This is a genomic window from Paenibacillus macerans, from assembly GCF_050565405.1.
Taxonomy (GTDB): Bacteria; Bacillota; Bacilli; order Paenibacillales; family Paenibacillaceae; genus Fontibacillus; species Fontibacillus macerans_B.
In genome coordinates, this window is sequence record NZ_JBNYYG010000041.1 from 21,853 (window position 1) to 44,806 (window position 22,954).

Here is a 22,954-nt window from a genome sequence, read left to right on the forward strand (position 1 = left end):
AATTTTACATTATAAAGGTGGGAAATAAAAATGAGCTTACAATTTCCGAAGAATTTTTTGTGGGGCGGTGCCGTCGCCGCTAACCAGTTAGAAGGAGCTTATCAGGAAGATGGTAAAGGCTGGTCTATACAGGATGTAACGCCTCACGGTATAAAAACACTTCCAACTGACATTCCAGTCGAAGAGAATCTTAAGTTGGTGGGGATTGATTTTTATCATCGTTATAAAGAGGATATCAAACTATTTGCCGAAATGGGCTTTAAGGTGTTCCGTACCTCTATTGCTTGGTCACGTATTTTTCCAAAAGGGGACGAAATGGAGCCGAACGAAAAAGGACTGCAGTTCTACGACAATTTGTTCGACGAATGCAGAAAATATGGTATAGAGCCGCTAGTCACAATTTCTCATTATGAAACACCGTTGCACCTTGCACGAGAATACAACGGTTGGGCAAATCGCAAGTTGGTGGGCTTCTATGAAAGGTATGCCCGTACGATATTTAGCCGGTATAAAGATAAGGTGAAGTACTGGCTGACTTTCAATGAGATTAATTCAATCCTGGAGGCTCCTTTTATGAGCGGGGGAATTAGCACTCCAAAGGAAAAACTAACTATGCAAGAATTGTATCAGGCTTGCCATCATGAGCTTGTTGCGAGCGCAATGGCTGTGAAGATCGGGCATGAGATTAATCCGGAGTTCAAAATCGGTTGCATGGTGCTCAGTATGCCTGCGTATCCACTTACCCCTAATCCGAGTGACGTGATTAAGGTTTTGCAATACGATCACAAAAATCTGTTCTTTGGCGACGTTCATGCACGAGGGTGTTACCCAAGTTACATGAAACGGTTTTTTAAAGAGAATGGCATAAGTATCCATTTCGAGCCAGGAGACGAAGAAATTTTAAAACATACAGTGGATTTCATTTCTTTCAGCTACTACATGAGCATATGCGAAACGGCCGACCCAGAGAAGCAAGTTAGAGGGGAGGGCAACTTGTTTGGAGGAGTGCCTAATCCATACTTGAAATCGAGCGAATGGGGGTGGCAGATCGATCCTCAAGGCCTACGGTATGTTTTGAACACGTTCTACGACCGTTATCAAAAACCACTATTTATCGTTGAAAATGGACTGGGTGCTGTTGATCAATTGATCACGGATGATAGAGGAGAGAAGACAGTCTTTGACGATTACCGGATCGAGTATTTAAAGCAACACCTGATTCAAGTTGCGGAGGCCATCGAAGATGGAGTGGAACTTATAGGTTACACGGTATGGGGATGCATTGACATCGTTAGTGCGTCGACTGCTGAAATGAAAAAACGATATGGCTTAATCTATGTTGATCGTAATGATGACGGATCAGGAACGCTTGAACGTTATCGGAAGAAGTCATTTTACTGGTATAAGGACGTCATAGAAAGTAATGGGCAGAGCCTGTTCCTCTAGACGGACTAGAACAAGATTACTTAAGTGACATATAAATTGCGAAAAGCCCTGCTCGGCCATCCAGGCACGATCGAGGGCTTTTCACCTATATGAGGTCTTGTCCGTTCTCATTCTCCGTGTAGATGGAAATCAGCACGATCGCCGTATCCTCACCTATATTCCTTACTAAATGGGGGGTACACGCGTTCCAACTGAAAGAATCGCCTTCTTTAAATTCCGCACCGTCCTCCCCTTGTTCCGCGTATATTCTTCCTTTAATGACTACATGGACTTCCTCGCCTTCATGAGCATGTGGAACTTCTCCTGTCGAAGCTCCAATTGGGAATTCCACAAGCATCATTCTCACATTCTTTGTCGAGCTCAAATGCTCAACCCTTAAATGCTCAGGGCCGCTCGTTGTGATTGTTCGTCCGTCTTTGCGAACAATCCGCATCCGTTCGTCCTTTTTTAAAAGTAAATAAGCCAGCGGTACCTTCAAGGCTAGGGCGATACTTTCCAACGTCGAGATGGAAGGGGAGGTCTTATTCGTTTCTACCTGACTCATAAAGCCCTGGGATAGGCCGGTTGCTTCGCATATCTGGGCGATAGTAATATTTTTTCGCTTCCGGATTGCTCGTATTGTAGAGCCAATATCCATCTGATCACACCTTTAAAATATTTGTAATACGAAACTTAATTTCATATTATCAATTTTTTTGTTGACAAGTCAATGCGGTCTGTATTAAATTACTCATATAGAAATTATATTTTTATTACTAATATTTTATGAAGGGAAGAATTTGTATGACAAAATCGAATGTTGTTTCGATTATTATGCGAGTGGTGCTGGGCATCATATTCGTATTCCATGGTGTAGATAAGTTTCAAATGGGACTTAGTAATGTAGAAGTATGGTTTAGCTCCTTGGGAATACCTGGATTCCTGGCTTATGTCGTAGCGGTGATTGAACTTATTGGCGGTATCATGTTGATTGTGGGGTTGTTTGCTCGTTATGTATCGGTGATTCTTATTGTTACACTCATTGGTGCAATTATAACAGCGAAGCTATCGGCCGGGCTTCTTGGCAATGGACAAATGGCTGGATATGAACTGGACCTTGGGTTTATTTTAGTTTTGTTGCATCTAGTAATAACAGAGTCTCATCTCTCGATCGACCGTATTATTTTTAACAAACGAAATCCATAATCTACAAGGTAAGGGTGGTCATGATGAATACGACTTATCAATATGACATTCATATACCGGCTAACCTGGAGCACAACAGGAAATATCCCGTCATTTTTACTTTACATGGCAAAGGCTCGAATGAACGAAATATGTTCGGTCTGGCCGCACCGTTAGCCGAAGATTTTATCATCATCGGAATACGAGGGAATCTGCCCCTTGGACCCGGGTTCCAGTACTACGAATTAAAAAGCCTTGGCAATCCGATTAGGGAAATGTTTGATGGAGCGGTTACTCAACTCGAAGCTTTCATTCATGATGCGACGGATAAGTATCCGATTGATCCGAATAAACGGTATTTGCTCGGCTTTAGCCAAGGTGCGATTCTATCTATGTCGCTTGCACTTACGATGGGAGATCAATTAAAGGGGATCGTAGCATTGAACGGGTACATCCCTGAATTTGTGAAGACGGAGTATTCACTACGAAACCTGAAGAAAGTTTCGGTTTTTGTTTCGCATGGGGAGTATGATTCCGTTTTCCCTGTTCGGATCGGCCAAGAGACGGCTGCATATTTGCAGGATCAAACAGAGCATTTGACTTTCAAGTTATATCCGACTGATCATGGGGTATCGGAAGAAAACCAGCTTGATTTTCTAAAGTGGCTGAAGAAGGATGCCGAGTCTAGTCTAAATAAGGAGTGAGAGATACATGCTGCCATCCTATTTTTTTGCACACGGCGCACCATCCATCGTGCTTGAAGATAATGATTATACACGTCTGCTTAAACACTTTAAAGACGATACGCCAAAACCGAAAGCGATTGTTCTCTTCTCCGCCCATTGGGAGGAATCGGTACAAACAGTCAGCGCAGCTGAAACTTATGAAACCATCTATGATTTTGGCGGATTCCAAGATGAGCTTTACCAGATGACATACCCGGCCAAAAGCGATCGTAAAATCGTGAATCAAATTCAAGCGTTGTTTGCTAAGCATGGTGTTGAGAATGTTCGAAATGAGACAAGAGGTTTGGATCACGGGGCTTGGGCAGTCCTCAATCTGCTGTATCCGGATGCGGATATTCCTGTCGTTGCCTTGTCCGTCAATCGATATCTGACTAACGAACAGCAATATCAGATCGGCAAGGCGCTTGGAGAGCTTCGCGAACAGAATGTTCTGATCATTGGCAGCGGAGGAACCGTTCATAACTTGGGACGATTAAATTGGCGGTCCCAAGGAGTTGATAACTGGGCAGAGCAGTTTGATACCTGGATCCAAAGTAGAATCGAATCTTGGGATACGGATTCGTTGTTTAAATATCGTGAGTTGGCTCCTAACGCCCAGGTTGCCGTACCGACAAGTGAGCACTTCATTCCGCTTCTTCTGGCCATGGGAGCGGGCGATACCAACCGTAAAGCGAAGTTTCTTCACCGTAGCTACCAATATGGGAACCTGAGCTTAAGTTGCTGGCAGTTTAGTTAACGTTAGTTAAAGGGACACTAGTAAGTACACTAGCAGTTCCGAAAAATTGCTAGTTATTATCATCAATTCTGCGAAATATGTCGATATTCTCAAAACTGTGTTCCAAAGGACAGATTTAGCCGGGGGATAACCGACTAAACTGTCCTTTTAATATTTCGATAATGAATACAATCGATACACTTTCGGTAAAATATAACAATTATGCGGCAGCAATCAGCGGCAATACCCAGTAGTCACAAAAAGGTAACTATATAATAAAAAGGTGCCTTCTTCATTAATGAAGGCATAGAGCTTAAAATCAATTTGAGCGATACGTAACGGTTTGATATTAAAGGGTGGGATCAGTTTGGATGGCGGTTTGTTTACACAGATAGCAGATTACTTTGCTAAGGATGCGGGTGATTATTTTTATTCGGTTGGAGAACACTTCCGGATTAGCGTCATTGCGATATCGATATCGTCCATTCTTGGCGTTTCCTTCGGATATTTATGTACCAAGTTTAGTAAGTCGGAAAAGTGGATCGTCTCCCTCTTTCAAATTTTGCGGATTATTCCGAGTTTGGCGATTCTTATTCTTTTGATACCGGTCATGGGTACAGGGGTTCGGCCAGCGATGACAGCGTTGGTCTTACTGGCGATCCCTCCGATCCTTATGAATACAATTACCGGACTGCAGGAAGTGCCTGCATTCATGCTGGAAACTGCCTATGGTATCGGGATGACGGAACGACAGGTATTGTGGAGAGTGAAGTTTCCACTGGCTTCCCCTCTTATTTTAACCGGTATCAAAACCGCCGTTATTGAGATTGTTGCTAGCGCGACTTTGGCTGCCAAGATCGGGGCAGGCGGGTTAGGAAGTCTTATTTTCACTGGTCTGGGGTTAAACCGGACAGATTTGCTGTTAATTGGCGGCATTTCGGTTGCAATTCTTTCCATAGTTTCAGGGTTATTGATTGATTTGGCGGACAGGTGTCTGTTCAAATATAAAACCAACTAGAAAGTAGGGCTAGGCAATGAAAAAGAACAAAATGTCATCGATGATCGCAATGCTGATTCTGATCCTTACGGTTACGGCGTGTGGATCGAATAACGCGACCAATTCAAATGCAAGCTCAAATGCGGATACGGCTTCGAGTTCAACGATCCGTGTCGGTTCCAAAGACTTCACGGAGAACCTTATTGTCGCTGAATTATACGCTTTGGCGCTTGAAGATGCTGATTTTAAAGTGGAAAGAGTTTTTAATATCGCTGGGTCGGTCATTCATACCTCTCTGATTAACAATGAGATTGATATGTATCCTGAATACACGGGTACCGGGCTGTTGACCATTTTGAAAAAGGATTTGATTACGGATCCTGAAGAAGTGTATAAAACCGTAAAAGAGGCGTACAATCAGGAGTTCCAGGTAACTTGGCTGGATTACTCGCAGGCGAACGACGGGGCAGGACTGGTTATTCGTACGGATGTCTCGAAAAAGCTGGGCATTACCACGATCTCCGATCTGCAAAAATATGCAAACGAACTTCGATTTGCATCGCAGGGAGAAGTGGACCAGCGGGAAGACGGAATTCCTGCGCTTGAGAAGGTGTACGGTCCGTTGAATTGGAAATCCTCGAAGGTGTACGATAACAGCTTGAAATACGAAGTGCTGAGCAACAATGAAGCTGACGTTGCACCGGCTTATACAACGGAAGGACGGCTGGTTGACACGGAGCAATTCACCTTGCTTGAAGACGATAAGCAGGTTTGGCCTCCTTATAATTTAGCTCCTGTTGTACGAAATAATGTTCTGGATGAAAACCCGGCGATTGCTGAGGTCATCAATAAAGTTAGCCAGACTTTGGATACCAAAACCATTACGGAATTAAACGCTAAGGTGGATGTCGATAAAGAAGAGTACGAGGATGTAGCTAAAGAGTACTACGATTCCATTACAAAATAAGTGGAATTGACGGAGGGCAGCGCGTAATGCCTACAGCGATTGAATTTAATAATGTGAGCAAAAAATATAACCAAGCCGGATACTATGCAGTGGACCATGTAAGTTTGTCCATTGAAGAAGGGGAGTTCATTACGATTTTGGGCTCCTCCGGTTCCGGAAAAACGACATTGCTTAAGATGATTAACCGTCTTTATGAACCCAATGAGGGGACGATTCGTTTGTTTGGAGAAGACATTGCCACGGTAGATCCCGTAATCGTAAGAAGGCGGATCGGGTATGTCATACAGCAGGTCGGACTGTTTCCCCATATGACTATAGCTCAAAACATTGCGACCGTTCCCAAGCTGCTAAAATGGAGCAAACCCGATATTGAAGCTAGAGTAGTAGAGTTGCTGACACTTGTGGGGCTGGACCCTAAGGAATTTAGGAACCGCTACCCGTCGCAGCTATCTGGCGGCCAACAGCAGCGTATCGGACTGGCGAGAGCTTTGGCTGTGGATCCGAAGATTATGCTGCTGGATGAGCCTTTTGGCGCTATTGATGCCATTACACGAATGAATTTACAGGATGAGCTTTTGCGGCTTCATGGGGGACTGAATAAGACGTTTCTCTTTGTCACCCATGATATTAATGAAGCGTTCAAGCTGGGAACCAGGGTCATTATTATGGATAAAGGACGGGTCTGTCAGTTTGATACTCCAAGAAACATCATTAGGCATCCTGCTGATGATTTTGTTTCATCGTTAATTGATTCCTCAAGGAAGCAAGAACGATTTTGGGAGGAATTGGAGTGATCGAGTACGCTCTTGAACATCCGGACAAATTGGGTAAGGCGCTCTTAGAACATTTAGAGATGGTGACCATCTCATTGATGTTCTCCCTCATCGTGGCCTTTATCTTGACAGTATTGGCTATGTATTCGAAGACGGTTTCCAATATACTGGTCCATATCTTTTCGGTGATTTACACGATTCCCAGCTTGGCCGTATTTGCTGTCATGATTCCAGTAACCGGATTAGGTACCGAAACGGCTGTTATTGTTCTCGTGCTCTACAATCAATACTTGCTTCTTCGCAATTTTATTGCTGGCTTAAACCATGTTGATCCTTCAATCATAGAGGCGGCGACGGGAATGGGGATGAGAACCATTCAGGTGTTCTTTCAAGTGAGACTGCCGCTATCCAAGAAAGCGATCTTTACAGGAATCCGGCTTGCAGTCGTGTCAACGATAGGGATGGCTACCATTGCTGCGTTGATCAACGCAGGAGGCTTAGGTGATATCCTGTTAGACGGGCTTCGCACCCTGAATGTCGATAAAATGGTGTGGGGCAGCGTCTTGTCAGCCGGTTTGGCTATTGGAGTAAATGCGTTATTCATTCAGATTGAAAAAAAACTGTAACTACTGAAAGAGGACGGTGAGCCATGAAGGCAGTTGTTTTAAATCAACCAGGCGCGCCTGAACAATTGAAAGTAAGTGAAGTACTCAAACCGGTAGTGAAGCCGGGCTGGGTACTCGTAAAGATAAAAGCTTTTGGCATAAACCGTTCTGAAATCTTCACACGTCAAGGACACTCGCCGTCGGTTAAACTTCCACGCATTATCGGCATAGAGTGTGTAGGTGAAATTGAGCATCCTTCGGACAGCGGGTTTTCAATAGGGCAGCGGGTCGTTTCATTGATGGGAGGTCTTGGACGGGATTTTGACGGCAGTTATGCGGAGTATAGTCTTATTCCTTCCAATCAGGTATATGCGATTGATAATGGTATGGACTGGGCAACACTTGCGGCTGTACCCGAAATGTATTATACGGCTTATGCTTCACTCTTTGATGTACTCAAGCTTTCCAATGGTGAAATCCTGCTAATCCGTGGCGGAACCAGCTCGGTGGGACTGGCTGCATTGCAGCTCGCCAAGAGTAAGGGGGTTTACGTTATTGCGACTACGAGGAACGAGAGCAAACTCGACTACCTGAAGCAGTTCGGAGCGGATGAGGTGTTGCTTGACAATGAAAGCTTAAAGGAACAGCTTTACACCGTTGCTCCTAAAGGCGTCGATAAGGTGTTGGAGCTGGTAGGAACCGCGACTCTGAACTCCTCCCTCCGACTCGTGGCTGAATACGGTATTGTGTGTATGACAGGGATTTTAGGCGGCGAATGGGTATTGGACCGTTTCGAGCCCATGGTTGATATTCCTACCGGGGTGTATCTTACCTCTTTTACAAGTACCCCTGTGAAAGAAGAGCTGCTTGTTGAGCTCTTCCGCTTTATTGATCAGTATCAAATTAAAGTTCCCATCGCAAAAGTGTTTTCTTTGGATCAAATTCACGAAGCCCATCAGTTAATGGAGAGTAATAAGGCGAACGGGAAAATTGTAGTAGTAAACGATAAGTAATGCAAGAATTTCTACGTCCCATCGCTTCCAAATGGGACTTTTTTATTGGAGGGAAAAAGAATGAATGACTGGGCTGGGCGAATAGAACAGGCGAAAAAGGCGCTGCATGAGGCTGAGTATGTATTATTGGGCGGAGGAGCTGGTTTGTCGGCCGCTGCAGGACTTACCTATAGCGGAAGAAGATTCACGGATCATTTTGCCCCATTTATTGAACAGTACGGGTTCACGGATTTGTATTCATCAAGTTTCTATAACTTTAAGACACAGGAAGAAAGATGGGCCTACTGGGCCAAGCATATCAGCCTTAACCGTTATGAGACAGAAGCCACCAAGCTTTATCAGGATCTGTTTGAAATCGTTAAAGAAAAGGAATACTTCGTCATCTCTACGAATGTGGAGAGCCAGTTCGTTAAAGCGGGTTTCCCTCCGCACCAAGTGTTTGAGATTCAAGGGGATTATTGTTATTTTCAGTGCGAGAATGCCTGCCACAATAAGTTATACTACAACGAAGAAGCAGTCCGAGAGATGGTGGCGGAGACTTTCAATTGTAAAATACCATCGGTTCTCGTTCCTAAATGTCCCGTCTGTGGGGGAGAGATGGATGTGAACTTACGGAAAAACCAATACTTTGTCCAGGATGAATATTGGGATCAAGCAAATACCCGGTATCAGGATTTTGTAAATACTGCAAACAGTCGAAAGACTGTCTATATGGAATTGGGTGTCGGATTTAATACACCAGGTATTATTCGCTATCCGTTTGAATTGTGGACCTATCATAATCCGGAGGCAACGTTGATTCGTATGAACCTGAATGATCCTGAGGGGTTTAAGGAGAACAAGGCAAAGACGATACCCTTTACTGAACCTATGGACAAAGTTGTTCAATCATTATTGAACTAGATCACCGCAAGGGAGAAAGTGATAACATGCAGCAGTTACCATTAAAGGAGTACGAGTCTGCAATCCATCTAAGATACAAGTATGCGCCATCCCTACATTATATAGACAGTAAAGTGAAAGTAGTGGACGAACTCGTTGAATTCTTTTTAAGAGAACGGGATTACGATGGCAGTACTGCTGCTCTTGGTGATCATGCTAGAAAAAGGCATTTATTAAAGGGACTATTAAACAAGCGGGAGCCGTCACCTTTGGGCCAAGATGTGCTTGACCGGATAGACTCTCTTTTGCAGTGCGAATTAATGGAAAAGGAAGTTGTACGTGTCGATAGACTTTCTCCGGTAACCTCACTGTTTCCTCAAAGTCCGTACAATCAATCAGAGAGGTTGGTTTTATGGCAAGGAGACATTACGCGGTTAAATACTGATGCTATCGTAAATGCGGCTAATAAGTACATGCTCGGCTGTTTTCAGCCGATGCACGCGTGCATTGATAATGCGATCCATTCTGCAGCCGGCCCCCGATTAAGGGAAGATTGCAACACCATCATGTCGATCCAGAAGGAGACCGAATTCACAGGAGGAGCCAAGATTACAAGAGGCTATAACTTGCCCTCCTCCTATGTACTGCATACGGTCGGCCCCATTGTACTCCAAGGAACAGTATTAACCCCTTTACAGCGTGAGGAATTAGCTTCATGCTACATTTCCTGCCTGGAACTGGCTCATGAATTACCGGAAATCAAGTCGGTCGCGTTTTGTGCGATCTCAACGGGGGTGTTTGGTTTCCCCAAGCCGGAGGCGGCATTCATTGCGGTAAATACCGTCAACGACTGGTTGAACGCCAATCCTAAACATCACTTTGAAAAGATTCTTTTTAATGTTTTTAGTGAAGCTGATTATCATGAATATGCTAAAGTATTTACAGAGCGCAAGAAATAAGACTGACGAAAGAACACCTATACATGTATTACTGGGCTTCCTCGTCATTTTTCTTGTAGATTTCCTGGTATCCATTGCCCCACTGTTCCATGGCGGCAATGATTGGACGCATCGTTTCGCCCAATTCGCTTAGAGAATACTCAACACGCGGGGGAACTTCCGCATATACGGTTCTCACTATGATGCCATCATTCTCCATGGAGCGAAGATTATCGGTAAGCACTTTCTGGCTGATGCCTGGTATAGTCTTTCTGAATTCGTTAAAACGATTCGGTGTAGCTAATAAATTCCTAAGTATCAGCAATTTCCACTTATTGCCGATTAATCCGACCGTGGTTGCTACTGGGCAAAAAGGGAGCTCGTCTTTTGTTAACATTTCGTTAATCCTCCAATCCTTGTTAATCATCTCTTGAATAGGTGAATGTATTATCTAATGTAGATAGTATAAAAAGGACCCCTATATCCGAAAAAGAATGCTACACTAGTATCATAATATTAGTAACCGATTAATGCAAACTTGATTGAGGTGTTACTCACTAGATGCGTACAGAAGTAAAAGCGTTGTTGTCAAAAAAAATTCTAAGCGAAGCAAAGGGATATTTGAATATTGGATTTACTCATTCCTTAAATCCGTACAGCGGGTGCGCTTTTGCTTGTAAATACTGTTATGTTAGAGAAATGCCTGTCCAAATATATAAAGAGATTCCGTGGGGCGAATGGGTGGATATTAAAACGAACGCTGCTGATAATTACCGGAGTGAAATGATCAAGCTTCGTCAGAGAACTAAACCGGTTAATATCTTTATGTCTTCTGCAACGGATCCATATCAGCCGATTGAAAGAACGTCGAACATAACACGACGGATTTTGGAGGAGATGGTGGATCATCCGCCTGATCTGCTCCAACTTCAGACGCGGAGCCCACTTGTCACGAGGGATCTCGATTTGCTTGTCACCTTAGCGGGAAAGTGCCGGGTGATTGTTTCTATGACAATCGAAACGGATCGGGAAGATATCAAACGGATTTTTGCTCCGTATGCTCCTGGAATTAAAGTGAGACTTAGTGCTCTTAGAAAGCTGCATGAGGTGGGTGTTCCGACTCAAGCCTCCATCTCTCCCGTGCTTCCATTTACCCCTGATTTCCCTAAGCTGCTGGAGGGGATTGTGGACCGCATTTGGATCGATACGCTCCATATTGGTGACGGTTCGATGGGGAAACGTTCAGAACGTTTAAGAATGCCTCAGTTATTTGAAGCTCACGACCTCTCTAAGTGGTATGAGCGAGATATTCATGTCAGAGTTGAAAGGTACTTTAAAAAGTTCTTCCCGGATGAGATGGTTAAGATTTCGAAGAGCGGAGCTTTCCCGTCAATAAAGACCAGGTGATAGAATGAGATTCACTGGAATTCTAAAATCGAATATAAATGAACTATTCGGCAGCCGTGAGCGGCTGCTTTTTGTGTTGTTTTCTCAGTTAAGGTTATCTAAAAGGAGATCAGGAGTATAAAAATATCCGAAAACGGATAACAATTTACTATTAAACTTTTTTGAAGTAGGGGGACAGTTATTTATGAGAATGAATGAGTATTTAATTGGAATTGCACAAGTAACTTCAAGAGGTGTTTTTTTCAGAGGGATTTATTACTCAACCTCGCAAGCTATAAAGGAGAGTTGGTTTGAAATTGCAAACCGGTCAGGAGATTGGCCGGTTGCAGTATTATTTGATCCTGAGACATTGAATAGAATATATATAGTGGATGAAAAGAAAAACAATAATTTGATTGAATGCGAGTCGATCAAGTCTAAAAGTGAGTATGCCGATTATAAGGAAAAGCTAGAGGAGTACTTTCAGCGTTTTCAAAAACTTCAAGGAGAGCGTTCCTCAGAAATAAAGCTTAAATGATTAGATGAGCGTTAATAAACATCAGAAATCACTTAGGAATATTCAACAGGTATAAGACGTGAATGGAACCTTATCTATTTTATGTCACCCAAAAAGACTATCAAGGTCTAGGAAAGATGTCCAGAAACAATAAAAAGATACTATCCCCTCGTGTGAAGTATGGATTTTGTCCAAAAGAGCAAATCATTTGAAGACAGGATGCAGATGGGGTTCAATCGGTTTCCGGGAAATCTCACTCTGAAAAATCAGTCCGGGATCAGGCTATATATGAAACAACCTGAGTGGAGTATCAAGTAATAAAAGAGAGGTTGATGTTAAAAGAGTTTGAAAGATATGCAATTGGGGTAAATCATTTTAAGAATTGAAATTTCAGAATTTAGAATAGAATACATATCATCTAGGACGACTCGCAGGCATAAGGCGGGTCGTCCTTTCTGTTGGGAGGATTAAAATGAGAGCCTCGCTTGAAAAACGAATAGCACGTTGGGTTAAAGAAGGGCGAGGTAAGGGAACTGGCGAAGGATATAAGCCTTGGTTGACAGCAAAAAGTGTACCTTCGAAAGGGAAGACACATCGGCCAAAAGGCATAAAGACAGAACGGGAGCATTTGTTTTTATCTGACTGGGAGTATTTTTACTTTCTTCTGGTAGATTGGTCCCGAGTAGTCGTTGATATTCGTGAGCAATTCCCGTTGCTCGATGAATCGGGCTTTGATATTTCAGAAACTGTTTCAATTGCGGAAGAGCTTGGAGTGGACCATCCTATCGATCCCCCAGGAAATGAACTGAAGGTTATAACTACAGACTTTCTTTTAGATTTGCTCGACAAACAGTTAGCGGTTTCCTTTAAGAAAAGCGACTCAATTACTAAAAGAGAAGTTGAAAAAATGGAGATTGAGCGAATGTACTGGGAACGAAGAGGAGTAAGGTGGGAGCTTGTAACAGAGAAGGACATCCCACTTGTGTATGTAAAGAACATTGAATACGTCCACTCCACTTATTATTTCGATGATTACCACATTTCCTCAACCACTGTTGAGAAAGCCAAGCGGGTCATGGAGCCGCTTTTCCTTAAGGGAGAGAAGAAAATAACCGACATCACTAATTTTTGTGATGATCGATTGGGTTTGCAGCCTGGAGAAAGTCTCACAATCGTCAGATACTGCATTGTCACTAAACAGTGGAAGATCAATATGGAGGAGTTAATCGAGACCAATCAACCGCTTGCTCTGATAGGGATCTCTATGCCCAATGAGAAGGGAGGCTTGAATCAGGTTGCAAACTGAACTCTATGTGAACAGTATTCTTGAGGTTTGGCCAACGGATAAGGATTACAGTGAGGAAGACGTGCAGCCGACGTTACACCGAGTGCTTTGGCTAAACCGTCATCTAGTGGTCACAATCGATATACATGACAAAACGGCTCAACCTGAAGTAATTAATCGAACGGAGATAGAACACCAGATTGAATCTCTGGATATTCAAGTCACATCATATGTCATTCCTCGACTATCTTTACCCGATCAAAGTCTGAATAAGAAAGAGATCCAAATAAGAGATAAGGTATGGGGGTACCTGGAGCCAGCTGTTACCGGGAAGCATGTTCCAGATATCTATAAAAAGCGGCTAAGGGGCATCATTATCGAGGAGATTCACGAGCAATCTAAAGTCTCAAAGACATTAATACGAAACAACCTTCGTAAGTACTGGCAGAGGGGGATGGTTATTAATGCACTACTTCCCGACTATACGAACTGTGGTGGAAGAGGAAAAGAACGATCCGGTTTAGGAAAGAAACTCGGATGTCCGAATAACGAAAGTAAGGATGACCCCGAACTCATAGGAATAAATGTCACGGAAGAAATAAGGAAACACTTCCGAAAGGCAATTGAACTCTGGTACAAAAAACGTGAGAAGCGCAGTCTGTATGAAGTATATGAGCTGATGTTAGGAAGATTCTTTAAAGCATACATCGACGAAGATGATGGTATTACACTCTTGCCTGAGCATGAAAGGCCTACTTTCCGACAGTTTTATTATTGGTACAGCAAAGAGAGAAACCTGGTTGAAGAATTATCGAAGCGATTAGGAACACGGAAAGTGAATCTTAAATATCGGGCAATCGATGGCAATTTCGATAAAGCTTCCTTTGGGCCAGGTTCCATCTATCAAATCGATGCAACAATCGGAAATATCTACTTGGTTAATCGAAAAAATCGTGATTGGCTAATCGGACGGCCTGTCATTTATTTTGTTATTGATGTATTTAGCAGGCTTATTGTAGGCTTGTACGTTGGCTTGGAAGGACCAAGCTGGATAGGCGCTACACTAGCACTCGAGAATGCCGCATCTGACAAGGTTGAATATTGCAAGCGTTTTGGCATTGATATTACGAAAGAAGATTGGCCCGCCTTCGGTTTACCGGAGCGATTAACGACTGACCGTGGTGAGTATGTAGGCAAAAAGCCTTCTAATCTGATTAAAACACTTAATGTAAAAGTCGAGCATCTCCCACCTTTTCGAGCAGATTGGAAACCGTTTGTTGAGAAAGCTTTTGATCTGAGTGATGATTTGTACGTCAAATGGACGCCAGGGGGTATCTTAGAACGAATGAAGGAGCGCGGAGATTCCGACACGAAGGATGATCGTGCCTTGGATATTCACGAGTTTGAGACCATCCTGATCGAGTGTGTCAGATACCATAACAAACACTACATGCAGAGTTACCGTAGAAATGATGCCATGATTGAAGATGACGTGACCCCTACACCGGTAGATTTGTGGCACTGGGGCAGGAAGAACAGCCTTGGCACATTGAGTTATGTAAGCAAAGATCAGCTCCGCATGAATCTACTTCCTTCTAGGAGAGCTCGATTCACAGCCAGTGGTATCAGATTTAATAAAGATCTCTATACGTGTGTCACAGCCGAAGAAGAAAATTGGCGTTTTCGCGCTCGCAATGGTGAGAAGATTAGTGTGGAGTATAGTTTTGATCCAAGGGATACATCACGGCTATTCTTGAGACACCCTGATGGTCGGTTTGAAGAATGCTTCAAGCTTGAGGAGCAGCATAGCAAGTATATCCAGAGCAATAGAGTTTTTCGGTGGGAAGAGGACTTTGATGTCGTTGCATATGAAGCTCGACAGGCGAAAAAGGGAAGGTCAAAAAACACGGAAGAAAAACTGAGATTGATTGATAAAAACAATAAAACTATTAAACAAGCGAAGAAGAAAACGGTGGCTGAAACTCAAGATCAGGCAAGGCGGACTAGGCCAGAGGATGTTCGTGAACACCGTGCAATTAGTAAACAGGAAGAACGCGAGGAGAGAGCGTGGAGACTCGAGAAGGATGAACCGTTAGAGGCAACCAAAAATGAGAAGGTTGTGTATCTGGCTGACAGAAAGTCTGATAAGTATGTCCCGCGAGTTGACCATACTGATTCAATACTCAGAGCAATGGAAGAGGATGATGAAGAATGAATGCTCGGAAACCTCTCCGGGGCAGAATTGAGTTCGCAACTTACAAAAAAACTGGGATCCAAGAGTATGACGACCACCCCTTGATCGAAGCTTTGCCTGAGATACTGGACCTACAAGAAACAGCCAAGAAAATTAAACTTGTTAAAAAATTCGATCTTGGAGAACGTGAACTACCCCCTGGCAAAAGAAAGCACTGTGTCGAGCGACTATCTTCCTTTATCATTCCATTAAATAAACATCTAGAGGTCGAAGAGAAGCTGTCTATATTAATTCGGAAAGGGTATCTGTCCAGAAATATTGCTAACGGCGATCACACGAGACGAGTACGGAACTGCATGATGAGATTCGAGCGTCCCGACATCGCAGATCTTGAGAAAGAGAAGTATAACATCCCGTCACCAACCGCTTCCGGACTCGGCATCATAGGCATATCCGGGGCAGGAAAATCTACAGGGATATCCAGGATACTGAACCTTTACCCCCAAGTAATCGTGCACCCTGAGTATAAGGTAAAACAACTTGTATGGCTTAAGATTGTGTCCGGTATCCGGGACGATAAAGCAGCTTTGTCTAAACTTCATACACGAGATCTCCGAGTTGGTAGGTGAAGTGGAATACAATACATTTATGGGTTACAAAACGGATGAGCTGATCCGGATCATGTCATCACTCGCGCTTAAGCATCACTTAGGTGTTCTTGTTATTGACGAGATTCAATATCTTTACGAAGTTAAATCCGGCGGTGCTGCATTGATGCTTAATTTTTTCAACACACTCACCAACACAATTGGAGTTCCGATTGTCCTAATTGGGACGCCAAAGGCTCGTCATTTGTTTACCAAAGAGTTCCGTAATATAAAGAGAATTACGGATCAAGGAAGTGTGGACTGGGATCGGCTTCAGCAAGATAGTAACGATTGGCGAACACTTATCAAATATATCTGGAAATATCAATGGACTAAAGAACATGTAGAATGTACGGTTGCCATGGAAAGAGCACTATATTATGAGTCGCAAGGTATCCCGGATTTGGTCATAAAAATATTCAAAGAGGCGCAGAAAAGAGCAATTGGTTTGGACGATGAACGATTGACAGTGGAAATTATTCATTCGGTTGCACAGGACCAGTTTCGGCTTTTGCAACCAGCTCTTGATGCACTGCGAAGTGGAAAGAAAGTGGAGATGCAAAAGTACTTAGATATTTTCATGAGCTTCGAGCCTGAGAAAATGATCAATAATGAAGATAGGGAGTTATTTTCAAAAGAGTAGGGCATTGAATTAGATGAGGCGCTTATAGAGCAGAAGGATGAGCAACTTTTTAACGAAGTCGTGTATTGGATAATGGACATGGGGTATACAGAGGATCAGGCGAAAGAGGTTGCCTTAGAGGGACGTGCGGATGATATATCAGTATGGAAAAAGGCAGCGTATTTAAAGGCAATGAGCAAATACGACAATGTTCAAGCTGGCATCTCCTCAAATTCGCCCACTCCTGAGAAATCCCAAAGAAAGAAGTCTAACAACTCAAGTAACAAAAAGGCAACTGGGTTAATGGCTGTTATCGACCGTAAGGCAAAATCAAAAACTACTTCATTTCATTTGCTGATAAAGCAAGCTGGATTCGTGCAGGATGTCAGAAGTAGATTGGGGCTATAGTGATCAATGGAAATATACCCGGATGAGATTTTGGTTAGTGCCCTCGCAAGAAAAGCAAATACCGGAGACAAACGAATAAAGCCATCCATGAAACGATTGTTTGGTTTTGATCATAAGAAGGCCTCCGTGGATTTGCCTTCCTCCATTGGGATGCTTACAGCGAACAAAGTTTTTACCATGTCAAATGAACAGATTATCCAAGAACATACGATGTATCCTTTGTTTCAATCTTTTATAACGGATGCTCAGGCGAAGAAGGTTTTTACTGCTATGATCGATGATCGGGGAAGTGCTGTTCATCTTACAACAGGAATTATGGCTAGTGTGGTCCGACACAAACAGAATTTAAAGTTATGTCCAGGTTGTTTGCGTGACGACTATACAGCCAATGGTGAACCGTTTTGGCACATAAAGCATCAACTTCCAGGAATGCTGGTATGTCCTAAGCATCTCCACAGGCTTATTTCGAATTGTAGTACTTGCGGAGAAAAGCTAGTAGAGCATACAGAATCCAGTCTCCCATTGTGCCCTTCTCACTGTCGGAATGGACATGATCTTTCAGAGGAAGTTGTGAGGGTTCACGACGATAAAGCCCGTTTATTATCGTGTGGTATTACGCAGGTTTATGAACTCGGAAGGTGTGGTGCCCTTAACTACCAGAAGTTTCATCAGGTATATCAGCAGCGTCTTATACAACTAGGGTTGTGTTCAACGAAGGGAAGAGTGGAGCAGGCTCAGGTTTCCCAAATGTTGAGGGGATTCTATTCTTCGGACCTGCTGAGTTTAATAGGAGTACCTTCACCTGTTGGAGTTGATTCATGGCTTGCATGCATCCTACGTGCTCCACGGCGCTCGTTTCATCCGCTGCTACATATATTGGTGATACAGTGCTTGTGGCAGGATGTTGAGAGTTTTTTTGAGGACTATAAAAACGTCGGGGACTATGTGACAAAAGGCTATATGAAGGGTGCCAGAGTGAGAAGTACCAGTATAAATAACAAACCGCGAGTTGACTGGATAAAGCGAGACAAACAAATTGCTCAAAGCATTAATGAAGCCATCCTAGAGATACGCTCTGCTTCAGGTAAACCCCTTCGGTTAACAATCTCTAGAATTGGGCGACACATCGGGCAGTTAGCTTTGTTAGAGCGACATTTAGACAAGTTGCCAATTTGTAGAGCGTTGCTGCACAGGAACTTGGAAACGGAAGTTCAACATCAAATGAGAAAGATAGATTGGGCTAGTGACTCTCTTATTTTAGCAGGAAAAGTTTTATCCGAGTGGAGAATACTGCGGAAGGCAGCCATTAGAAAATATGCTTCAATTGAAGTAGCAAGCTATTTACAACAAAAATTAATTGTAAACATAAAACAATTCTCAACTGCATCATAAAAAAACATGTTAGGTCACAAGTTATAGGAATATTACCTTTTAGATAGCCGGGCTTAGGACTATCTATGGGAGTGAAAAACCATGAATGATAAATTGTATTCTGACGAGCTGGTTTGCAGCTTCATTGCAAGGAAAGTTAACTGTCTCGGTAAGAAGGGCTATAAACGCTTGCTACGTAATATGTTTGGTAGCCCCCATGTACAAAATAAATTTGATTTGCCGTCTAGATTAGAAGATCTATCTTACGCAACTGGTCTTAAAGCCGATGAATTGCTTCATGAACATACCTTGTATCCTTATTACTATAGCTTCTTGACAAATAGCCAACGAGACAATCTAAAACTTTCAATGATTAAAGGAGCTGGTACTGGAAGGTCTCCTAATCAACATGCAGGATTGACTAGATCTTTAATTAGATCAAAAACTCAACTCTTTTTGTGCCCTCTTTGTTTGAAAGAAGATATCAACTCAGTAGGTGAACCGTACTGGCATCGTGCTCATCAATTACCTGGGGTGTTAGTCTGCTATAAACATAATGTTATGTTGCATTCTTCTTGCCCCATCTGTAAAGGAAACTTTTGTTTTACTACCACCAATGAGATCTGTATCACACCGACTTTTTGTGCGTCGGGCCACGATTTATCTCTTACATTCCAAAACCACGATGAAAATTTATTTATCGTTGCGGTCGAGAGCTACGGTTTACTAAGAGGTATCATCAGTGATAACACAACAATAATTCAACAAAAATATTTACAAGTATTAAGGGATAAAGGACATATAAATAAACTCAGAATTTCAGTGATAGATCACCATTTATTAATGGAACAGTTTTTCAAACGATTTAGTCCAGAGTTTTTAAAAGATATATCTGTAGATATTCCTCAATTTGATAACAAACAATCTTGGTTCAGAAAAATTATCAGGTATCAATATACCAAAAATATCCATCCCCTATATCACTTGTTAGTTATGGTTTTTTTAAGTGATTCGATTGAGTCGTTTTTAAATATCAATATCAAAAAAGATTTTAATGCAGGTGGATGGCCATGTTTAAACGTAGCATGTAGATTTTATAGAAAAATAGCTATAGATCGAGTTACTCTAAATTATAGAAAAGGGAACGTGCGACCTCTTGGGGTTTTTGAATGTAGATATTGCGGCTTTACATATTCTAGAGTCGGACCGGATAAAAAAAGGGATGACATTTATAAAATCCATCATATATTAAAGACCGGAGATTTATGGGATAAAAAGTGGGAGGAGCTCATCAAGGTTGCCAAAGGTGTTAAATATTTACAACGTGAGCTAAAGGTATCGGGGACGTTCATTTTAAAAAAACTAAGGGAAAGCAACGTAACGCATCTTCTCGGGGGGCGTGAAGATTTTGTTATTGCCAGAAAGACTATACGTGAACGTTTCACAATATTTTTGAAAGAGAATAAATCTACCTCTCGAACGGAACTAGCTAAAAAAAATGGACGCGATTATTTGTGGTTACGCAACTATGACAGAGAGTGGTTAGAAAAAAAAATAGCTAGGAAAGATCTTATTCTTAAGAAGAGAAAATTGTTTTTAATCACAATCAAACAACATCCAGAGGCTACCAGAACAGAATTACTAGAAATAGACGATGTGCTTTACCGCTGGCTTTGGAGAAACGATAACGACTGGCTACAAAAGTGGTTACCAACTTCTAGACGTTCAGGTCATCGACGAACTTATTCAGATTAATCCTAGGAGACCCTACATGTTTTTATGTATGTAAAATTAGAAAATTTACTTGAAAAATTGGAAACCATAACGAGTATAAACGGCATGCTAGAAGTTGTTACTTTTGATCTGAATAACTACACTACATTGTAGACTGGACACAGGCGTTATGGTGAATTCAACGAAGGAGATAGATTCTCTCGGAGTTAGAATTATACTATTACCTTGAGAGGCATAAAGGGATCTAACGTTTACGGATTTGCAATTGATAAAGAAGCAGATACTTAACATGAGCTTGAAGAGGCTTGAATTATATAACTTTGGACGGATCACAAGCCTCCGAATCGTCGGTGCCCGTTTTGCGCCAATGCTACAGAAAATTGGCTGGCCCAACGGAAATTTTTTCATCGACTACCGTCTGTAGACTTATTTCGATATGTTTCGGATACTTCCCTGTTACTGTAGCTACAAATCTAAAAATCCTTTATCCAATTTGTTCGATAAAATGGCTGCCCAATCTTTTGCGATAAAACCTAAATGAGTATTAATACTATCCATCACTTTTACCGCGTACGGATCAAACGGATTACCGAAAGAACAATTCACTTTTTAAGAAACCATGATTTACTATCGATTTTACATAATATAGACAATTTTGATGATAAAGTTCAAAGTTATTCTCAACTCATTAGTTCTCTTAGAAATGAAGTTTTACACTCAGGTACCCTTCGCGCTTCTGGTATAGAAAGAAAGATCAAAAGTGCTAGATTGCCTACAGACGATTCAACAGTCACTTCAAAGTTGCGAGTAAACCAAATTGCTCAGATGATTGTAATTAGATCTATACTTAAATTGTTGGGTATCGGAGATTACCATATGAAAATGCAAGATTTATCATTTTATTGCTAGCACTTTCAGGGGGCTATAACGGAGAGGTTAGTTCTATCAAACAGCCTGCCGGCGTGATCCGGCAGGCTGTTTAGCTAAACCAACTAATTCATAAAAAAATATGATACAAAGAGGAATAGTGCCGAGACATGCAGAATTACCTTTAATAATTAAACATTATAATGCAATGTAGGGTAGTAATATAAAAAATTATTATTTGGAGTAGCAACTTTCTATCGTTAAGAGAGAAAGGATGATGGCGGTAGTGTTACAAAATAAATTTAATTTCCAAAAATTAACTCCTACACAAAATGCCGATTTGAATATCTATGAGGATGCATTAGACTTTATTTTCAAACAAGATGATTTAAAAAACATTGCAATCACAGGACCATATAGTGCTGGGAAAAGCAGTATTTTGGAAACTTACAAAAATAAAAGATCAGATAAAAGGTTGTTAAACATTTCGTTAGCCCATTTTGAAGATTCAGTAAGTTTTGAATTGTTAAATGAAGAAGAAAGTAAAAAAAGTAATTTTGAGTCAAAAGACAACATAGTAAATGATAAATCTTTAGAGGGGAAAATTCTAAATCAGTTAATCCATCAAATTAATCCTGACAAGATTCCTCAAACTCAATTTAAGACTAAAAGGAAAATATCATTATTAAAAATGTGGGGTATTGCTTCTTTGGTTACCCTTTTTTTATTATTAGCGACATATGTATTGAGAGTGAACAATTGGAGGCACTTTGTAAAGAATTTGTCTAATAAAGAACTAAAAACAATTCTTACTTGGAGTACTAATGATAGTTTTGTTGTTATATCTGGAATTTTTTGCATAGTTATGTCAACTTACTTAATATTTGAATTAATTAGGTTATTTCAGTACAAAAGAGTCTTGTTTAAAAAATTGAAAGTACAAGGCAATGAGATTGAGATATTTGAGCAAACTGATCAGTCTTATTTTGATAAATATCTTAACGAAGTATTATATCTTTTTGAAAATGCCGATGTTGATGTCTTTGTGTTTGAAGATATGGACAGATTCAACAGTAACCAAATCTTTGGAAAGTTAAGGGAGATAAATTATCTTATTAATAAAAAATCTACTAGGATTATCCGGTTTTTCTATCTTCTTCGCGATGATATATTTACCTCTAAAGATAGAACCAAATTTTTTGACTTCATTGTTCCAATTGTTCCTATTGTAGATGGTTCAAATTCATATGACCAGTTTATTGATCACTTAAAAAAGGGTGGCATTTTTGAAGATTTTGATAAGAATTTTCTTCAAGAACTATCTTTGTATATTGATGATATGCGGCTTTTAAAAAATATCTATAATGAATACGTCATTTACCATGGACGAATTCAGTCTACTGAACTCGACTGCAATAAGCTACTTGCAATTATTTCTTATAAGAATATTTTTCCTAAAGATTTTAGTGAGTTACAGCTCGGTAGAGGATTTATACATAGTCTCTTTTCAAATAAATCAGCTTTTGTTTCAGATGAATTACAAAAAATCAATGTACAAACCTCTAGGCCCCCTAAATAAACTGGAGTCCTCCCCTACAAGGATTTACAATGGAAATAAGGGAGAGGATTAAGTTATGGGAAAAGCCAAAGATGAATTTCGTTTAAAGGTAGTAAGAG

At 41.4% G+C, this 22,954-nt stretch carries 24 protein-coding genes; 21 read left to right on the plus strand and 3 right to left on the minus strand.

From position 1 onward, the window contains the following. Positions 1–30 precede the first annotated feature (30 nt). Positions 31–1,446 (plus strand): glycoside hydrolase family 1 protein, encoded by a 1,416-nt coding sequence (locus tag ACQ4N8_RS20150; RefSeq protein WP_430706135.1) that lies wholly within the window; start codon positions 31–33, stop codon positions 1,444–1,446. 85 nt (positions 1,447–1,531) lie between these two features. Here the strand turns inward: ACQ4N8_RS20150 and ACQ4N8_RS20155 are convergent, their stop codons facing one another. Further along, complete coding sequence (locus tag ACQ4N8_RS20155) at positions 1,532–2,083, minus strand: helix-turn-helix domain-containing protein (RefSeq protein ID WP_430706136.1); 552 nt, start codon at positions 2,081–2,083, stop codon at positions 1,532–1,534. A gap of 146 nt (positions 2,084–2,229) precedes the next feature. On the opposite strand from ACQ4N8_RS20155, the gene ACQ4N8_RS20160 reads away from it, so the two are divergent. From ACQ4N8_RS20160 to ACQ4N8_RS20205, 10 genes are all read left to right on the plus strand, one after another. Further along, entirely contained in the window at positions 2,230–2,631 is a 402-nt protein-coding gene (locus ACQ4N8_RS20160) for a DoxX family protein (RefSeq protein WP_430706137.1), read from the plus strand. A gap of 23 nt (positions 2,632–2,654) precedes the next feature. Continuing rightward, on the plus strand, positions 2,655–3,314 hold the full coding sequence (locus ACQ4N8_RS20165) for an alpha/beta hydrolase (RefSeq protein WP_430706138.1): 660 nt from the start codon (positions 2,655–2,657) through the stop codon (positions 3,312–3,314). A 7-nt stretch (positions 3,315–3,321) separates the two neighbouring features. Next, positions 3,322–4,092 (plus strand): DODA-type extradiol aromatic ring-opening family dioxygenase, encoded by a 771-nt coding sequence (locus ACQ4N8_RS20170; RefSeq protein ID WP_430706139.1) that lies wholly within the window; start codon positions 3,322–3,324, stop codon positions 4,090–4,092. A gap of 346 nt (positions 4,093–4,438) precedes the next feature. Continuing rightward, a complete protein-coding gene (locus ACQ4N8_RS20175) occupies positions 4,439–5,089 on the plus strand; it encodes an ABC transporter permease (protein WP_430706140.1) in 651 nt (216 codons plus the stop codon). 16 nt (positions 5,090–5,105) lie between these two features. Beyond that, complete coding sequence (locus tag ACQ4N8_RS20180; protein ID WP_430706141.1) at positions 5,106–6,035, plus strand: glycine betaine ABC transporter substrate-binding protein; 930 nt, start codon at positions 5,106–5,108, stop codon at positions 6,033–6,035. A 26-nt stretch (positions 6,036–6,061) separates the two neighbouring features. Continuing rightward, a complete protein-coding gene (locus ACQ4N8_RS20185) occupies positions 6,062–6,829 on the plus strand; it encodes an ABC transporter ATP-binding protein (protein ID WP_430706142.1) in 768 nt (255 codons plus the stop codon). Beyond that, complete coding sequence (locus ACQ4N8_RS20190; RefSeq protein ID WP_430706143.1) at positions 6,826–7,434, plus strand: ABC transporter permease; 609 nt, start codon at positions 6,826–6,828, stop codon at positions 7,432–7,434. The genes ACQ4N8_RS20185 and ACQ4N8_RS20190 overlap by 4 nt, the downstream gene beginning before the upstream one ends. 23 nt (positions 7,435–7,457) lie before the next feature. Beyond that, positions 7,458–8,426 (plus strand): zinc-binding alcohol dehydrogenase family protein, encoded by a 969-nt coding sequence (locus tag ACQ4N8_RS20195; RefSeq protein WP_430706144.1) that lies wholly within the window; start codon positions 7,458–7,460, stop codon positions 8,424–8,426. A gap of 60 nt (positions 8,427–8,486) precedes the next feature. After that, positions 8,487–9,329, plus strand: coding sequence for a Sir2 silent information regulator family NAD-dependent deacetylase (locus ACQ4N8_RS20200; protein ID WP_430706145.1), 843 nt, complete (start codon positions 8,487–8,489; stop codon positions 9,327–9,329). A gap of 26 nt (positions 9,330–9,355) precedes the next feature. Continuing rightward, entirely contained in the window at positions 9,356–10,267 is a 912-nt protein-coding gene (locus tag ACQ4N8_RS20205) for a protein-ADP-ribose hydrolase (RefSeq protein WP_430706146.1), read from the plus strand. Positions 10,268–10,295: 28 nt separating this feature from the next. Here the strand turns inward: ACQ4N8_RS20205 and ACQ4N8_RS20210 are convergent, their stop codons facing one another. Next, on the minus strand, positions 10,296–10,643 hold the full coding sequence (locus ACQ4N8_RS20210) for a winged helix-turn-helix transcriptional regulator (protein ID WP_430706147.1): 348 nt from the start codon (positions 10,641–10,643) through the stop codon (positions 10,296–10,298). A gap of 164 nt (positions 10,644–10,807) precedes the next feature. Between ACQ4N8_RS20210 and ACQ4N8_RS20215 the strand changes: the two genes are divergently transcribed. The 9 genes from ACQ4N8_RS20215 (at position 10,808) to ACQ4N8_RS20255 (ending at position 20,431) form a co-directional block, all read left to right on the plus strand. Continuing rightward, positions 10,808–11,653: an SPL family radical SAM protein gene (locus tag ACQ4N8_RS20215; RefSeq protein ID WP_430706148.1), complete on the plus strand. Its 846-nt coding sequence runs from the start codon at positions 10,808–10,810 to the stop codon at positions 11,651–11,653. A 184-nt stretch (positions 11,654–11,837) separates the two neighbouring features. Then, a complete protein-coding gene (locus ACQ4N8_RS20220) occupies positions 11,838–12,170 on the plus strand; it encodes a hypothetical protein (RefSeq protein WP_430706149.1) in 333 nt (110 codons plus the stop codon). Positions 12,171–12,621: 451 nt separating this feature from the next. Continuing rightward, positions 12,622–13,455, plus strand: a complete 834-nt coding sequence (locus ACQ4N8_RS20225; RefSeq protein ID WP_430706150.1) for a TnsA endonuclease N-terminal domain-containing protein — start codon at positions 12,622–12,624, stop codon at positions 13,453–13,455. Beyond that, on the plus strand, positions 13,445–15,649 hold the full coding sequence (locus tag ACQ4N8_RS20230) for a hypothetical protein (protein WP_430706151.1): 2,205 nt from the start codon (positions 13,445–13,447) through the stop codon (positions 15,647–15,649). Before ACQ4N8_RS20225 ends, ACQ4N8_RS20230 begins: the two co-directional genes overlap by 11 nt. Next, positions 15,646–16,257: a hypothetical protein gene (locus ACQ4N8_RS20235; protein WP_430706152.1), complete on the plus strand. Its 612-nt coding sequence runs from the start codon at positions 15,646–15,648 to the stop codon at positions 16,255–16,257. The genes ACQ4N8_RS20230 and ACQ4N8_RS20235 overlap by 4 nt, the downstream gene beginning before the upstream one ends. Beyond that, positions 16,247–16,918: an ATP-binding protein gene (locus tag ACQ4N8_RS20240; RefSeq protein WP_430706153.1), complete on the plus strand. Its 672-nt coding sequence runs from the start codon at positions 16,247–16,249 to the stop codon at positions 16,916–16,918. Before ACQ4N8_RS20235 ends, ACQ4N8_RS20240 begins: the two co-directional genes overlap by 11 nt. A gap of 78 nt (positions 16,919–16,996) precedes the next feature. Next, a complete protein-coding gene (locus ACQ4N8_RS20245; protein WP_430706154.1) occupies positions 16,997–17,305 on the plus strand; it encodes a hypothetical protein in 309 nt (102 codons plus the stop codon). A gap of 6 nt (positions 17,306–17,311) precedes the next feature. Next, complete coding sequence (locus tag ACQ4N8_RS20250; protein ID WP_430706155.1) at positions 17,312–18,697, plus strand: TnsD family Tn7-like transposition protein; 1,386 nt, start codon at positions 17,312–17,314, stop codon at positions 18,695–18,697. An 81-nt stretch (positions 18,698–18,778) separates the two neighbouring features. Next, complete coding sequence (locus ACQ4N8_RS20255; RefSeq protein WP_430706156.1) at positions 18,779–20,431, plus strand: TnsD family Tn7-like transposition protein; 1,653 nt, start codon at positions 18,779–18,781, stop codon at positions 20,429–20,431. Positions 20,432–20,875: 444 nt separating this feature from the next. Here the strand turns inward: ACQ4N8_RS20255 and ACQ4N8_RS20260 are convergent, their stop codons facing one another. Beyond that, on the minus strand, positions 20,876–21,016 hold the full coding sequence (locus ACQ4N8_RS20260; protein WP_430706157.1) for an HIRAN domain-containing protein: 141 nt from the start codon (positions 21,014–21,016) through the stop codon (positions 20,876–20,878). 538 nt (positions 21,017–21,554) lie between these two features. Here ACQ4N8_RS20260 and ACQ4N8_RS20265 point away from each other — a divergent pair. After that, entirely contained in the window at positions 21,555–22,856 is a 1,302-nt protein-coding gene (locus tag ACQ4N8_RS20265; protein WP_430706158.1) for a hypothetical protein, read from the plus strand. Positions 22,857–22,954: the final 98 nt, after the last annotated feature.